Source organism: Antarctobacter jejuensis, from assembly GCF_052266595.1.
GTDB classification, from domain to species: Bacteria; Pseudomonadota; Alphaproteobacteria; order Rhodobacterales; family Rhodobacteraceae; genus Antarctobacter; species Antarctobacter jejuensis.
Window position 1 is genome coordinate 42813 of sequence record NZ_JBQQXJ010000001.1, and the last position, 14317, is coordinate 57129.

The following is a 14317-nucleotide window of genomic DNA, read 5'->3' on the forward strand; positions in this document are numbered from 1 at the left end:
CTTGCAGAGACGAATTCATCTTGCGTTAACGAACGCCCCCTGTCCGAGCCGTCACAGACGCGACCGCAGGCGCAGAACGGAGGGTGCGTCGGTCTGACTTTCCAAGGCGGCAAGGGGCACCCATTCCAGCGCGAGGGATTCGCTGGAGACAGCCAGGTCCCCGGCCTCTGCGCGCATCAGGAACCGCACGTCATAGTGCAGATGCGCAGGCTCATCCCCTCGCGCCGGGATTTCGTGGATGTCGATGTCGAAAACCTCATCGCGGAGCACGGAGATCCGCGACAGGCCGGTTTCCTCATAGGCTTCCTTGAGCGCGACAAAGCGGGCATCCGCGATGCCGTCGCAATGGCCACCCGGCTGCAGCCAGCGATTGAGCTTGCGGTGATGCAGGAGCGCCGTGGCGGTTCCGTCCGCCGACAGCACAAAGGCCGATCCGGTCACATGTCCGCCGATCAGGGGATTGCGCGAAAAGGCCTGCGCCCCGTGTTGATCGCAAAACGCCTGCAGCCGCGCCCATTCGGCCCGGTCGCGGGCGTCACGCGGGGCAAACCCACCGATCCCGTCAATCCACATCCAGATGCACCCGCGCCAGAAGCCCCGCATGGTCCGAGCCGATCTGCGGACGGCTGTGAACGCGGCCGCCGCCCGTGGCCCAGACCTGATCCAGCGGCAGCGGCACGGACAAGGGCCAGCCCTCCTGCTGCAGCCAATAGGTGGGGATCAGCGGCCCGGCGCGTCGGACGCCCGCCGCGTGAACAAGGCGGCGCACATCGCTGCCCCAAGGCATCATGTTGAAATCGCCGGCCAGAACCACGGGCCCCTTCAGACCGTCGATCATCGCCGCGATTTTAGTTGCCTGCGGGCGCTGTTCGTGTGGCCATGGCCAGAACAGGTGCAGCGACAGCACCCAGACCGGCCCCTGTGGCATGGAGACCTGCAGCCCGGCCAAGCCGCGCCCGGAGGAACACAGCGTCTGGCCCGCCACCACCGGATGGCGCGACAGGACGACCACGCTCCACCCGTAAGAATTACAGCGGTGCTGATGCGGATAATCGGCGCGCAGCAGGTTCAACACGCGATCATTGTGGCGCGACACCTCTTGCAGCGTGACCACATCGGGCGATTGGGACAGGATATCCCGCGCCAAGGCATCGGTCTGCAGGTTCCCGAACCAGAGGTTCTTTTGATAGACGGTGAACCCGCCCGGCACCGGCGCGGTGGTTTTCATCCAGACCACCTGCCCCAGCGCCACAAGGCACAGGCCCGCGACCGTCCCGCGCAGCCAGAGCGGCCAAGTGGTCCAGATCATCGCCAGCGCCGCCAGAACCAGCAGGGGCACGCGCAAGACCGACAGCGTATCGCCCGCCGGATGCAGCGGCCCGGCCCATGTGGCCAGCACCAGCAGGATCAGCGCCGCTGCAACACTCTTCACCACCGCGTCCCGAACGCTCACCATCCCGTTACGCCCTTGTCACGTTGCTTGTGGAGGCGCCGCTGGCCAACCATTGTCTTAACAACCTCATACCACAGGACACCCCATGCCTACCGAACGCATCAGTTTTGCCGGTCACTCCGGCCATATGCTGGCTGCCCGGCTTGACCTGCCGGACGGTCCGCACCTTGCCACCGCCCTCTTTGCCCATTGTTTCACCTGCGGCAAGGACATCGCCGCCGCGCGCCGCATCGCTCAGCGGCTCTCCGCCATGGGAATCGCCGTGCTGCGGTTCGATTTCACCGGGTTGGGCCATTCGGGCGGCGAGTTTGCCAATACCACCTTTGGCAGCAACGTGGCGGATCTGAAGGCCGCCGCCGATTACCTATCGGGGCGCGACATGGGCCCCGATCTGCTGATTGGTCATTCGCTGGGCGGTGCGGCGGTCTTGCGCGCGGCGCCAGAGATCGCATCAGCCCGTGCGGTGGTGACCATCGCCGCGCCCTTTGATCCCGATCATGTGACGCATAATTTTGGCGATGCGCTGGATAACATCGCCAGCGCCGGACAGGCCGAGGTCGATCTGGGCGGGCGGCGTTTCACCATCGGACAGGGATTCATCGACGATGTGCGCGAACAGTCCTTGGGGCCGGTGATCGGCGCGTTGAAAAAGGCGCTACTGGTCCTGCACGGCCCCCGCGACGCGATTGTCGATATCTCGAACGCGACGCGGATCTTCACGGCGGCGAAACACCCCAAAAGCTTTGTCACGCTGGACGATGCCGATCACCTTGTGTCGGATCCCGATGACGCGGAATACGTGGCCGATGTGATCGCTGCCTGGGCGGATCGTTACCTGGACCTTGCCCCGCCCGCGCCGCCCATCGGCGCGCCCGAAGGCGTGGTGCGCGTGACAGAGGCCGGGCCGGACGGGTTCCTGCAGGATATCCAGAACGGTCCGCATCACCATGCGCTGGCTGATGAACCGGCGGCCTATGGCGGCAGCAACCGGGGCATGTCGCCCTATGGCTTCGTGGCGGCGGGGCTTGGCGCCTGCACCTCGATGACGATCCGCATGTATGCGCGGCGCAAGGGCTGGCCGCTGGCCTGTGTCAGCGTGGATGTAACCCATGACAAGGTCCACGCACAGGATGCGGGGACGGCGACGGAAACCCGCATCGATCGGTTCGTGCGCCGGATCACCCTCAAGGGGGATCTCAGCCCGGATCAGAGGGAGCGGCTGATGGAGATCGCGGAAAAGTGCCCGGTGCACAAGACGCTGGAGAAAGGCGCCGAGATCCGCACCGAACTGGCCTGAATACCTGCGCGCCTGTGCGGCAACGAAAAAGGCCGGGCTGTTGGGCCCGGCCTTTCATTGTTCGTGTGTCGCGTCGGGCTTAGCCGCGGGCGCGACCGACCAGCTTCCATGCCAGCGGCAGGATCACGGCGGCCAGCGCCAGCTTGACCGCGTCACCCACGAGGAAGGGCGTCAGACCCCATTCGAGGATCGGCTTGTCCCAGCCATACAGCATGCCCAGCCAGATCAGGCCCGGCACGTAGATGATCACGTTGCCGACGATCATGGCCAGCGCCATCTTGGGCGCGGAGCGGTCCCAGCCAGCGCGTGCCAGAGCACCCAGCGCCACGGTCGCCAGAACGTAGCCGACGAGATAGCCGCCAGTGCCGCCCATCATGTATTCGAGGCCGAATTTCTCAGCCGAGGATCCGGCGAAAACGTCAAAGCCAAGCGCGCCGATGATCATGTAGCCAAGGATGGTCACCAGACCTAGGCGCGCGCCATAGGCGGCCCCCACGGTCAAAACCGCAAAGGTCCCCATGGTGATCGGCACCGGCCACATCGGCACCTTGATCTTGGCCGCGGCGGCCAGCACGGCGATGCCGAGCACGACCAGCGCCACCTGTTTCAAGCGCAGCGCCGCGCCTTCGTTCGCGCCAAAGGCCTCGGCCAGCACGTTACGGTTCATCGTCAGAGTCATGGGGCCCCTCATCATGTCTATATCACCTTTGTTTTTGCCCCACTTGCTGCGCCGCCGCAAGGGAGAGTTCAGTTGATGTGCAAACCGTGCTAAGTCATCAGTTTGCAAACTCTGCGGAATTTTGCAGAATACAGGCTCGGGAACGCCGCGCGGCCCCTCGCCTGTCAGGCGAAACCGGGGGTGGCCTGACCATGCGCAGGCACCACAAGTCCTGACCTCTCAGAGCGGTCCCAGGCGGCCCAGCAGGCCGGGCATCTGGCGCAGCAGGTCCAGTGCCATGTCGCGGTTGCGCAGGCTGAGCGCGGCGACGGGCCGTTCCCAGTCCTCGTTCCGGATCGCGTAGATGCGATAGTCGCCCTGCGCCTCGGTTCCGTGATAGCCGAATTTCACGACCAGCCCGCCCTTGCTGTATTGGGCGATGTCTTCAGGCAGGGACGCGAAATCCAGCGTCGCCAGCGGCTTGACGATCTTCCATCCGGCCACGCGGAATACCGAGTTGATTTGCAGAGAAAAGTCCATCGCGCGCCTCGCCTTTTGGTCAGGTTAGGAAAGCTGCGCGGGATGAGCGAGCCCCTGATTGGCCAGCGCGATACCCGCAGGCGAATTCCCGCCGTGCCCGGAACACACGCTTACGTGGCGGCACATTGATACGTTCATTTGAGGAAAACCTGCGGACTTTACAATGCGTTAATCTTTGTCCAGCAATCATCGGTTGTTCTGTCTTCAATCGCCTCATCAAGAACGGTTAGTAGTCATGAGTTTCCACCTGCAACTTCTGCAAGACAGCGCCCTTTTGCACCTTCGACTGTTCGGGGAACAAAGGGTTCATGACTGGATCGGATCGGTTGCCGCGACCGGCCTGTTGCCGGAGGGTGACGAAAACCTCGACAGGTTCGTCGATCTCTCCGAGGTCACGCTGTTTGACATGGGGTTTCACAACATGCGTCTGATCGCACGCATCGCCAATCAACCCGTCAACGGCAACACAGAGCCCAGAAAGATCGCCTTTTACGCGCCCGGCGATACGCAATTCGGCATGGCCAGCATGTTTGTAACCCTGTCCGAGCTTGAACCCGGCCCCGCCGTCGCCGCCGTTTTCCGCACCCGTGAAGCCGCGTTGATCTGGCTGGGGCGCCCCATGTGCGCGGTGCGTCCGCTGCCTCTGCCCACCGACATATGGGCGGCCTGATTTGGGGGCCTGATCCGGGGATCCGATCCAGCCAAAGCAAAAGGGCCCCGCCAAATGGCAAGGCCCTTTCCTTTTTTACTTAGACGCCTCAGGAAATGCGGTTCAGCAGCTCCCCCAGCGATGCCTTGGCATCGCCGTAGAACATCCGCGTGTTGTCCTTGAAGAACAGCGGGTTCTCGATCCCCGAGTAGCCGGTGCCCTGCCCGCGCTTGGACACGAACACCTGCTTGGCCTTCCAGCATTCCAGAACCGGCATCCCCGCGATGGGAGAGTTCGGATCGTCCTGCGCCGCCGGGTTCACGATGTCGTTCGAACCGATGACGATGGCCACGTCGGTGTCCGGGAAGTCGTCGTTGATCTCGTCCATTTCCAGAACGATGTCATAGGGCACCTTCGCTTCGGCCAGCAGCACGTTCATGTGACCGGGCAGACGCCCCGCAACAGGGTGGATCGCGAAACGCACGTTCTTGCCCTTGGCCCGCAGGCGGCGGGTCAGTTCGGCGACGTTCTGCTGGGCCTGTGCCACGGCCATGCCGTAGCCCGGGATGATGACGATGCTGTCCGCATCTTCCAGCGCCTGCGCCACACCGTCCGCGTCGATGGCGATCTGTTCGCCCTCGACCGCCATCTGCTCACCCGCCGGGCCGCCAAAGCCGCCGAGGATGACCGAGACGAACGACCGGTTCATCGCCTTGCACATGATGTAGGACAGGATCGCACCGGACGACCCCACCAACGCGCCGACCACGATCAGGAGGTCATTGCCGAGGCTGAAACCGATGGCCGCCGCCGCCCAGCCCGAGTAGCTGTTCAGCATCGAGACCACGACCGGCATGTCGGCGCCGCCGATGCCCATGATCAGGTGGTAGCCGATGAAGAAGGCCAGCAGCGACATCAAGAGCAGGGTCCAGCCGCCGCCGGTGCTCATGTAGATGAACAGCAGGATCAGCGAGAGGATCGCCGCACCGGCGTTCAGCATGTGGCCACCGGGCAGCTTGGTGGCCGCCGAAGTGACCTTGCCCGCAAGCTTGCCATAGGCGACGACAGAGCCGGTGAAGGTCACGGCCCCGATGAAGACGCCGAGGAACACCTCGATCTTGAGGATGTTGATCTCTGCCGGGGTCTTGTGCGCGACCTTGGCCGAGAAGCCCTTGAGCGCGTCAACCGCTGCGCCGTCGACACCCGCAACCGCGTTCATCACCAGTTCGGCGTTATAGCCGACGAAGACCGCCGCCAGACCGACCAGCGCGTGCATCCCGGCCACCAGTTCCGGCATCTGGGTCATTTCGACCCGCGAGGCCAGCATGTAGCCGATCACGCCGCCCGCAGCGATCAGGATCACCGACAGAACCCAGAGACCCGAGCCCGGGCCGATCAGCGTGGCAAAGACCGCCAGCGCCATGCCGACGATGCCGTACCAGACCGCGCGCTTGGCGCTTTCCTGTCCCGACAGACCGCCGAGCGACAGGATGAAGAGGACCGCCGCGACCACATAGGCCGCCGTTGTAAATCCGTATTCCATTTGTCCCGGTCCCCTTTACGATTTCTGGAACATGGCGAGCATGCGCCGGGTCACGAGGAAGCCACCAAAGATGTTGATCCCGGCAAAGAAGACCGAGATGGCGGCAAGGATGATCACCAGTCCCCCGCCCGAGCCGATCTGCATCAGCGCGCCGAGAATGATGATCGAGGAGATCGCGTTGGTCACAGCCATCAGCGGCGTATGCAGCGAGTGGCTGACGTTCCAGATCACCTGGAACCCGATGAAGACCGACAGAACAAAGACGATGAAGTGCTGCAGGAAGCTGGCCGGGGCGACAAGCCCCACCAGCAGCATCAGCACGCCGCCGATGCCCAGCAGGGTGAACTGCTGCCGGGTCTGCGCCTTGAACGCGGCCGTTTCCTGCGCGCGTTTTTCTTCGGGCGTCAGTTCCTTGGCCTTTTCCTTGGGCTTGGCCGCGATGGCCTGCACCTTGGGCGGCGGCGGCGGGAAGGTGATTTCGCCCTGGTAGGCAACCGTCGCGCCCCGGATCACGTCGTCTTCCATGTTGTGATTGACCTTGCCGTCCTTGTCGGGCGTCAGGTCGGTCAGCATGTGACGGATGTTGGTGGCATAAAGCGTCGAGGCCTGCGTCGCCATCCGGCTGGGGAAGTCGGTGTAGCCGATGATCGTCACGCCGTTGTCGGTGACGATCTTTTCGTCCATCACCGTGCCTTCGGCGTTGCCGCCCTTTTCGGCGGCGAGGTCGACGATGACCGAGCCCGGCTTCATCGCCTTGATCATGTCCTCCAGCCACAGCTTGGGTGCCGGGCGGTTGGGGATCAGGGCCGTGGTGATGACGATGTCGATCTCAGGGGCCAGTTCGCGGAACTTTTTCAGCTGCGCTTCGCGGAACTCGGGCGAAGACACGGCCGCATAACCACCGGTGGCCGACCCATCCTGCTGTTCTTCCTCGAAGTCCAGATAGACGAATTCGGCGCCCATGCTCTCGACCTGTTCGGCCACCTCGGGACGCACGTCAAAAGCGTAGGTGATCGCGCCGAGGCTGGTCGAGGTGCCGATCGCGGCCAGACCGGCCACACCGGCGCCGACAACCAGAACCTTGGCCGGGGGCACCTTGCCCGCTGCCGTGACCTGACCGGTGAAGAAACGGCCAAAGTTGTTGCCCGCCTCGATCACCGCGCGGTAACCGGCGATATTGGCCATGGACGACAGGGCGTCCATCTTCTGCGCGCGGGAAATACGCGGCACCATTTCCATCGCGATGACGTTGGCGCCCTTTTCCTTGGCCTTGTTCAGGCCCTCTTCGTTCCCGCCCGGGTTGAAGAAGGTGATCAGCGTCTTGTCCGCCGTCAGGTAGTCCAGCTCGTCCAGCGTGGGAATGCGCACCTTGGCGATGATGTCGGCCGCGGCCCACAGCGCATCGGCGCCCTCGACCACCTCGACACCGGCGTCCCGGTAGGTCTCATCCGAAAAACCGGCCTTGGCGCCGGCCCCGGATTCGATCATGCACTCATATCCCAACTTCTGAAGCTGGCGAGCCGAATCCGGGGTCATCGCAACGCGATTCTCTCCGGATTCAACCTCTCTTGGCGTCCCTATCTTCACGATAATCCCCTTTGTTCTCAGGTACTCCTACGCCCCTGATGAGGCGTTAATTCGCATTTCACCACGGTTACGCGGCCCTGCAGCGACAAGCAGCGTGGGTTGTAAAACATACCCTAGCAAAAAGTTAAACCCGCGCATCTATTGTTGCGCAATAGCCGAACGTCCTGAAACAATGTTTCGCGGAGACGCCTCTACTTAATGAGCAAAACCAGCGTTTCCCCTTCGTTTCCAGACAGTTGAAGCCAGCAACGGCAGAAGATATGACCTGTCTGATCATGCTGCGCGCGCAAATCGCCCCTGCAGCATGCGACGACAGGTCACTTCTGCCGGTGCAATTCGGGCGCGCGTTGCCGCCTCCGGCGCTCAGACCCAGCGCCGGACGTCCTTTTCATAGCGCGCGAAATTGGCGCGGAACTTGCGGCGCAGGGCGTTTTCCTCGGGCAGGATGAAACGCCGTTCGATCACCCAGACAAAGATCGGGATCAGTGGCAGCGCCAGAACCGCGTCCCAGTAGAGGATCATCCCGGTCAGGATCATCGTATCGCCCAGGTAGATCGGATTGCGGCTGCGCTTGAATATACCGCTTGTCACCAGCCGCTCTGCTTCCATGTGCGGAATGACGGTGGTGCGGTGGCGGCGCATTTCGAACAGGGCCAGCGCCAGCAAGATCAGCCCCCCACCGACAAGCAAACCGCCCAGAAGATCCGCCCAGACCGGACCAAACCCCAGACCCAGCCCAAAATGCGTCTTTTGCACCCAAGCCAGCACCAGCGCCCCGACCAGCCAGACCGGCGGCATATCGATCCATTTCAACACGGGCGCAACTTCCTGCTTCTCTGGTTTTCAAAATACCTTGGGGGAGTCGTCACACAAGTGACGACGGGGCAGAACCCCCGAACCCAAAAGTCTCCAACGTGCCGAACGCGAGCTATTCCGCCCGACGGCGGCACAACTGCGTTCGACAGAGACCAGCCTTACTCCCACTCCATCTCTTCGAAAACCCGTCCCGCGTTCTTGGTGGCAAGTTCTTCGAAGGTGTCCAGATGCGCCCATTGCGACTGGTCCACGTAATAGGCCCCGGCCAGATCGCCGCCCTCTTCTATATGCGCGCCGATCTTGCCGCGCAGATCCTTGAGGTACTCCGAGGTATAGCGCGTCACCTGCGCCATGTTGGTCGGATGGCCGTGGCCGGGGATCACATAGGTGGCGCCCAGATCGGCAAAGGGGCCGTCAAAAGTCTCGATCCAGCAGCTGGTGCAGGTATCGGCAAAGATCGGCGGCATACGTTCGTGAAAGGCGATGTCCCCGGCAATGACGATGCCCCATTGCGGAATCCAGACCTGCGTATCGCCCGGCCCATGCGCGGAGCCAAGGTGCAACACCTCGACCTGAACATCCCCCATGGTGACGCTGTATTCATCCTCAAAGGACAGGTTGGCCGCCACGACGCGCGTGCCCTCTGCCTTGTCCCGGTTGTAGCGCTGCATGCCCTGAAGGATGAAATCGCCGTTTTCCTCGACCTCGTGGATTGCCTCCACATGGGCAAGGATATCGACCCCCAGATCGGCCCAGTAGGAATTGCCGAGCATGGCATGCCCCTGCCCGTTCTCGTTGATCACCAGCTTGACCGGCTGATCGGTCACTGCCTTGATCTCGTCATGCAGCGCCTTGGCCAGCCGGGCCGAGGCCCCGCCGTTGACCACGATCACCCCATCCCCGGTCACGATGAAGGACAGGTTGTTGTTATGGCCCGAATTTTCGTAGGTCGGCGGCGCGGTCGCGCCGATGGCCGAAAACACGTGCGGGATCACCTCGACCGGTTTGTCGTAGAGGTCCGACTGGGGGTATTTGTCGGCGATATCCTCACTTGCAGGCGCAACGGTTGCCGCCAGAATGAGCGCAAGGCCGGTGGTCAGGGAAACGTTGTTCATGAAATCCTCCCGAATGCTGCGCACACATTCACATGTGTGAATAGCATTGCCAAGCATCCTGTCGCGGACCTCTTGTCACAGCCCCCCGCGCCTGTAGGCTGCAGGCAAAACGGGAGGGTTTCATGCTGAAGGGTAAACACGCGCTGGTCACCGGCGGCGGCAGCGGCATCGGGTTGGCCATTGCGCGGGCGCTGGCGGCCGAGGGCGCGCAAGTCACGATCACCGGGCGCAACGCCGCCCGGCTGGGGGCGGCGCGCGCCGATCACATCTTTCCCCTGTCGATGGACGTGATGGACGAAACCTCTGTCGTTCACGGGGTTTCCGAGGCCGTGGCGGCGCGTGGCCCGGTGCAGATCTGCGTCCCGAACGCAGGCATTGCCGAGGGGCGCAGCCTGTTGAAGACGGATATGGAGTTCTGGCGCACCATGATGTCCACGAACCTCGACGGAGCGTTCCTGACCATCCGCGAGTGTCTGAAAACCATGGTGGACACCGATTGGGGCCGCGTGATCGCCATCTCATCAATCGCCGGGATTCGCGGCCTGAAAGGCGCGCCCACCTATACCGCCTCCAAACACGCGCTCTTGGGTCTGATCCGGGCCTTGGCGGCGGATTACGCGCGCAAACCCTATACCTTCAACGCGATCTGCCCGGCCTATGTGGACACCGACATCATCACCATGAACGTGGACTCGATCATGAAGCGCACCGGCTGGACAGAGGCCGAGGCCCGCGCCGCCATGGTCGATGTCAACCCGCACGGCCGCCTGATCGCGCCGGAGGAAGTGGCGCAGGCGGCGGTCTGGCTGTGCCACGAGGCATCGGGCAGCGTGAACGGTCAGGCCATCCAGATCGCGGGCGGCGAGATCTGATAGCGGCTCGCCATACCGCACGGGACCGCGCCGCTACGGCGGCGGCGCGGCAAAGGCGAAATGCCCCATCGTCGTATCGAAGGCGTAAAAGCCCCAATGCAGACCGAAGGCCCAGACGTACCCGTTGCGCCGGTGCAGGATCAGATAGGGGAACACCATCCCGTAGAGCGTGGCCGCAACCGTATATCGGGCAACGTAAAAATCACTGGCCCCTGTCAGGGCAAGTGACAGGTGAAACCCGCCAAAGAGCCCCGCGATCAGCACCGTCATGCGCCCCAACCCGACCTTCATCGCCTGAAATTCGATGACCAGTGCGGTCAGCAAAATCTGCTGGAACAGGATCTCCACGGTCTTCGGGATGAAATACCACGATTGGGCAAAGACGATGTCCGCGACGGCCAGATCCTCGGGCGGGTCGGGCTTTGGCAGATGCGGCAGGATCTTGAGCGAGAAGACCGCGAACAGGACCAACAGGAACAATGGCGCGAAGCGGTCCTCTCCCGGTGATTTCTCACGGGTCCAGGCGGCGAAATCCGGGCGAAAGAGCCAGTGCACCAACAGCACCCAGCCACCGTAGTAGAGGCTCAGCAGTACCGGCGCGTCATTGTATCCATGCGGCAGGCCAAATGCCTCGGTGATGTCATAGTAGCCAATGCTGGACAGGGTCCAGGTGGCCGTGATCAGCGAGATGACGAGCGCCAGATTGATCCAGTTCGGGCCGATTGCGTTTTTCATGGGGCACCCAGCGGAGATTGCCCCGGATTGCCCAAACGCAGATCGTGCCACAACCGTTCAGTGGCGGGCTGCGGCCATCTGCCCGATCCTTCGCCGGTTAGCCCGCCGGGCTTGTCCCGGACTTGCGCAGTATTTGCGCCCTTGGCTGTGTCACCGGCCTCATCGGCAGCTTTACGGGGCGTCCCGCCGCCGCGCGCTTGACCTGCCTGATGGCGGATGCAACTTGCAGTCTATATCTGTTTCAAGGCCGCGCGCCCCGTCGCCGGGACCGGCCGCTGTGATGCTATCTGGAGGACGACATGGCCACGCTGACCGTCAACGGCACCTCGCATGAGGTGAACCTGCCCGACGAGGTTCCGCTGCTCTGGGCGCTGCGCGATGCGCTGAACCTGACCGGCACCAAGTTCGGCTGCGGCGTGGCGGCCTGCGGCGCCTGCACCGTGCATATCGACGGTGAGGCGGTGCGGTCCTGCCAGGTGCCCGTGGGCGATGTCTGGGGCGAGGTGACAACCATCGAGGGGCTGGGCACGCCGGACGCGCTGCACCGGCTGCAACAGGCGTGGATCGACCATCAGGTGGCGCAATGCGGCTACTGCCAGTCGGGGCAGATCATGCAGGCCGCTGCCCTGCTGGCCGAGACACCCGATCCCACCGATGACGACATCGATGCCGCGATGCAGGGCAACCTCTGCCGCTGCGGCACCTATCCGCGCATCCGCGCCGCCATCAAATCCGCAGCCGGGGGGGCCTGAGCCATGGCAAGCATCGGCAAGATCGCCCGCCGCACCTTCCTTGTGGGTGTCGCCGCCATCGCCGGCGGCGCGGCATTCGGCGCGTGGTATGTCACGCGACCCGCGCCCAATCCGCTGAAACCCGGCGAGGGTGAAAGCAGCCTGAACGCCTTTGTCCTGATCGACGGCGAGGGCGTGACCCTGATCGCGCCCCGAGCCGAGATGGGACAGGGCACCATGACCACCTGGGCCGCGCTGATCGCCGAGGAAATGGGCCTGAAGTGGGAGGACGTGCGGATCATCCACGGCCCGCCCGCGCAGGCCTATTACAATAGCGCGCTGATGGGCGAAGGTCAGGCGCACAAGGGCTATGACGCCTCGTCGTTCCAGCATTCGCTGGGTGAAATGATGGGCGTACTGGGCAAGGTCCTGTCGATGCAGGTCACCGGCGGCTCGACCGCAATGAAGGACGGCTATGAGCGGATGCGCGTCACCGGTGCCGCCGCGCGCGAGATGCTGAAGGCCGCGGCGGCAGAGCGTCTGGGCGTCGATGCGAAGGATCTGAAGACCGAGAACGGCGCCGTGATCGCCCCCGATGGCACGGCCCTGCCCTATACGGAGCTGGCCGAGGCCGCCGCGCAGATGGAGGTCCCCAAGGTCGAATTGCGCGACCGCCGCGACTGGAAACTGCTGGGCACCTCGCTGCCGCGTCCGGATGTTCCGGGCAAATCCACCGGCACCGCGCAGTTCAGCATCGACACGCGCCTGCCGGGGATGCGGTTTGCCGCTGTCCGCATGTCGCCCTACCGCGCCGGCATGACCTCTTACGATGCATTTGATGCAAGCCGCATGCCCGGTGTCGAAAAGGTCGTGGACCTTGGCGACGGGCTGGCGGTGATCGCCACCAATACGTGGCTGGCGCAACAGGCCGTGGACGCCATCGAGGTGGACTGGGCCCCGGCCACGCATCCCGCCACCACGGCGGAGATGTTCACGGCGCTGGAACAGGCCTTTGACGCCGAGCCGGACTCGGTCCTACGCGACGACGGCAAGGCCGACCGCCTGCCGCGCGGGGCTCAGGCCATCGAAGCTGAGTATCGCGTGCCGATGCTGGCCCATGCCACGATGGAGCCGATGAACGCCACCGCGTGGTTCGACGGCACGCACCTGCGGCTGTGGTGCGGCAACCAGGGGCCGACCTTCCTGCGCGACGCCTGCGCCGATGTGGCTGGAATCGCGCCCGAGGAGGTCGAGGTCAATGTCACGCTCATGGGCGGCGGCTTTGGCCGGCGCGGAGAATTCGACTACGCGGTGATCGCCACCAAAGTTGCCAAGGCGATGCCCGGAACGCCGGTCAATGTCACATGGTCCCGCGAAGAGGACATGACGCATGACTTCTACCGCCCCCCCGCCATCGCGCGGGTCAAGGGCGCGGTGGCAAAGGGGACGGCGGTCCAGATGGATGCGCAGGTCTCTTCGCCTGCCATCGCCGAGCAAGCCCTGAACCGCTGGGTCGGCTTTGCGCCGGGCGGTCCTGCCAAGGAAATCGTCGACGGGCTCTATAATCAGCCCTACGGGATCCGGAACTACCGCGTGCGTGGCTACAAGGCGCCGATCGCCCCGCCGCTGGGCTTCTGGCGCTCTGTCGGGGCGAGCTTCAACGGCTTCTTCCACGAAAGCTTTGTCGATGAGATGGCCCATGCGGCCGGGACCGATCCGCTGGAATTTCGCCTGCAATTGACGCGCGACGAATGGCTGCCCGCCTTCTACGCGCTGGAGGCGGTGCGCGACATGTCCGGCTGGACCGGCAAGACCGAGGATGGCGTCGGGCGTGGTGTCGCGCTGGTCTACAGTTTCGGCACGCCGACCGCGATGGTCATCGAGGTGCGCGAAACCGATGGCATGGTGCGCCTGACCGAGGCTTGGATCGCCGCGGACCCCGGCGTGGCGCTGGATCCGTCGATCATCGAGGCGCAGCTGAGCGGGGCCATGGTCTATGGCCTCTCTGCCGCGATTGGTGAGGAAATCACCTTTGCCGAGGGCCGTGTGGAACAGATGAATTTCCCCGACTACGACCCCCTGCGCATGCCGCAGATGCCAAAGGTTTCTGTCACCGTTCTGGAGAATCAGGAGCGCCTGAACGGTATCGGAGAGGTCGGCACGCCGCCCGCCGCCCCGGCGCTGGCCAACGCGCTGTTCGACCTGACGGGCAAGCGGGCGCGGGAGTTGCCGTTGCGAAAGTCCTTTGACTTTTTCGTCTGACCGGCGGTCAATCGCCTTGGCGCTGCGCGGCCCGGCAAGAAAAATCGCCGGGCCCCGCA

Annotated in this window: 14 protein-coding genes; 5 read left to right on the forward strand and 9 right to left on the reverse strand. The window is 63.8% G+C overall.

Annotation, left to right across the window (positions count from 1 at the left end):
- Positions 1-51 precede the first annotated feature (51 nt).
- Both ACTXGA_RS00225 and ACTXGA_RS00230 read right to left on the reverse strand, forming a co-directional pair.
- Entirely contained in the window at positions 52-573 is a 522-nt protein-coding gene (locus ACTXGA_RS00225) for an NUDIX hydrolase (RefSeq protein ID WP_443391075.1), read from the reverse strand.
- The gene (locus ACTXGA_RS00230; protein WP_443391076.1) at positions 563-1432 is read right to left on the reverse strand and encodes an endonuclease/exonuclease/phosphatase family protein; all 870 of its coding nucleotides are present in this window, start codon (positions 1430-1432) and stop codon (positions 563-565) included. Before ACTXGA_RS00230 ends, ACTXGA_RS00225 begins: the two co-directional genes overlap by 11 nt.
- A 106-nt stretch (positions 1433-1538) precedes the next feature.
- On the opposite strand from ACTXGA_RS00230, the gene ACTXGA_RS00235 reads away from it, so the two are divergent.
- A complete protein-coding gene (locus ACTXGA_RS00235) occupies positions 1539-2750 on the forward strand; it encodes a bifunctional alpha/beta hydrolase/OsmC family protein (protein ID WP_443391077.1) in 1212 nt (403 codons plus the stop codon).
- Between the two features lie 79 nt (positions 2751-2829).
- On the opposite strand, the gene ACTXGA_RS00240 is transcribed toward ACTXGA_RS00235, so the two are convergent.
- Entirely contained in the window at positions 2830-3429 is a 600-nt protein-coding gene (locus tag ACTXGA_RS00240) for a biotin transporter BioY (protein ID WP_443391078.1), read from the reverse strand.
- A 219-nt stretch (positions 3430-3648) separates the two neighbouring features.
- Positions 3649-3948: a hypothetical protein gene (locus tag ACTXGA_RS00245; RefSeq protein ID WP_443391079.1), complete on the reverse strand. Its 300-nt coding sequence runs from the start codon at positions 3946-3948 to the stop codon at positions 3649-3651.
- Positions 3949-4183: 235 nt separating this feature from the next.
- Between ACTXGA_RS00245 and ACTXGA_RS00250 the strand changes: the two genes are divergently transcribed.
- A complete protein-coding gene (locus ACTXGA_RS00250; protein WP_443391080.1) occupies positions 4184-4618 on the forward strand; it encodes a hypothetical protein in 435 nt (144 codons plus the stop codon).
- 88 nt (positions 4619-4706) lie between these two features.
- Here the strand turns inward: ACTXGA_RS00250 and ACTXGA_RS00255 are convergent, their stop codons facing one another.
- The 4 genes from ACTXGA_RS00255 to ACTXGA_RS00270 form a co-directional block, all read right to left on the reverse strand.
- Positions 4707-6140 carry an NAD(P)(+) transhydrogenase (Re/Si-specific) subunit beta gene (locus ACTXGA_RS00255; protein ID WP_443391081.1) on the reverse strand — a complete coding sequence of 478 codons (1434 nt, stop codon included), beginning with the start codon at positions 6138-6140 and terminating at the stop codon, positions 4707-4709.
- A 15-nt stretch (positions 6141-6155) separates the two neighbouring features.
- Positions 6156-7727: a Re/Si-specific NAD(P)(+) transhydrogenase subunit alpha gene (locus ACTXGA_RS00260; protein ID WP_443391082.1), complete on the reverse strand. Its 1572-nt coding sequence runs from the start codon at positions 7725-7727 to the stop codon at positions 6156-6158.
- 363 nt (positions 7728-8090) lie between these two features.
- Positions 8091-8525 (reverse strand): methyltransferase family protein, encoded by a 435-nt coding sequence (locus ACTXGA_RS00265; protein WP_443391572.1) that lies wholly within the window; start codon positions 8523-8525, stop codon positions 8091-8093.
- 176 nt (positions 8526-8701) lie between these two features.
- Complete coding sequence (locus ACTXGA_RS00270; protein WP_443391083.1) at positions 8702-9658, reverse strand: MBL fold metallo-hydrolase; 957 nt, start codon at positions 9656-9658, stop codon at positions 8702-8704.
- Between the two features lie 122 nt (positions 9659-9780).
- On the opposite strand from ACTXGA_RS00270, the gene ACTXGA_RS00275 reads away from it, so the two are divergent.
- Positions 9781-10530, forward strand: a complete 750-nt coding sequence (locus tag ACTXGA_RS00275; RefSeq protein WP_443391084.1) for an SDR family NAD(P)-dependent oxidoreductase — start codon at positions 9781-9783, stop codon at positions 10528-10530.
- 33 nt (positions 10531-10563) lie between these two features.
- Here the strand turns inward: ACTXGA_RS00275 and ACTXGA_RS00280 are convergent, their stop codons facing one another.
- Positions 10564-11265 (reverse strand): hypothetical protein, encoded by a 702-nt coding sequence (locus ACTXGA_RS00280; RefSeq protein WP_443391085.1) that lies wholly within the window; start codon positions 11263-11265, stop codon positions 10564-10566.
- A gap of 299 nt (positions 11266-11564) precedes the next feature.
- Between ACTXGA_RS00280 and ACTXGA_RS00285 the strand changes: the two genes are divergently transcribed.
- Positions 11565-12017, forward strand: coding sequence for a (2Fe-2S)-binding protein (locus ACTXGA_RS00285; RefSeq protein WP_443391086.1), 453 nt, complete (start codon positions 11565-11567; stop codon positions 12015-12017).
- Between the two features lie 3 nt (positions 12018-12020).
- Positions 12021-14258 carry a xanthine dehydrogenase family protein molybdopterin-binding subunit gene (locus ACTXGA_RS00290; protein WP_443391087.1) on the forward strand — a complete coding sequence of 746 codons (2238 nt, stop codon included), beginning with the start codon at positions 12021-12023 and terminating at the stop codon, positions 14256-14258.
- Positions 14259-14317 lie beyond the last annotated feature (59 nt).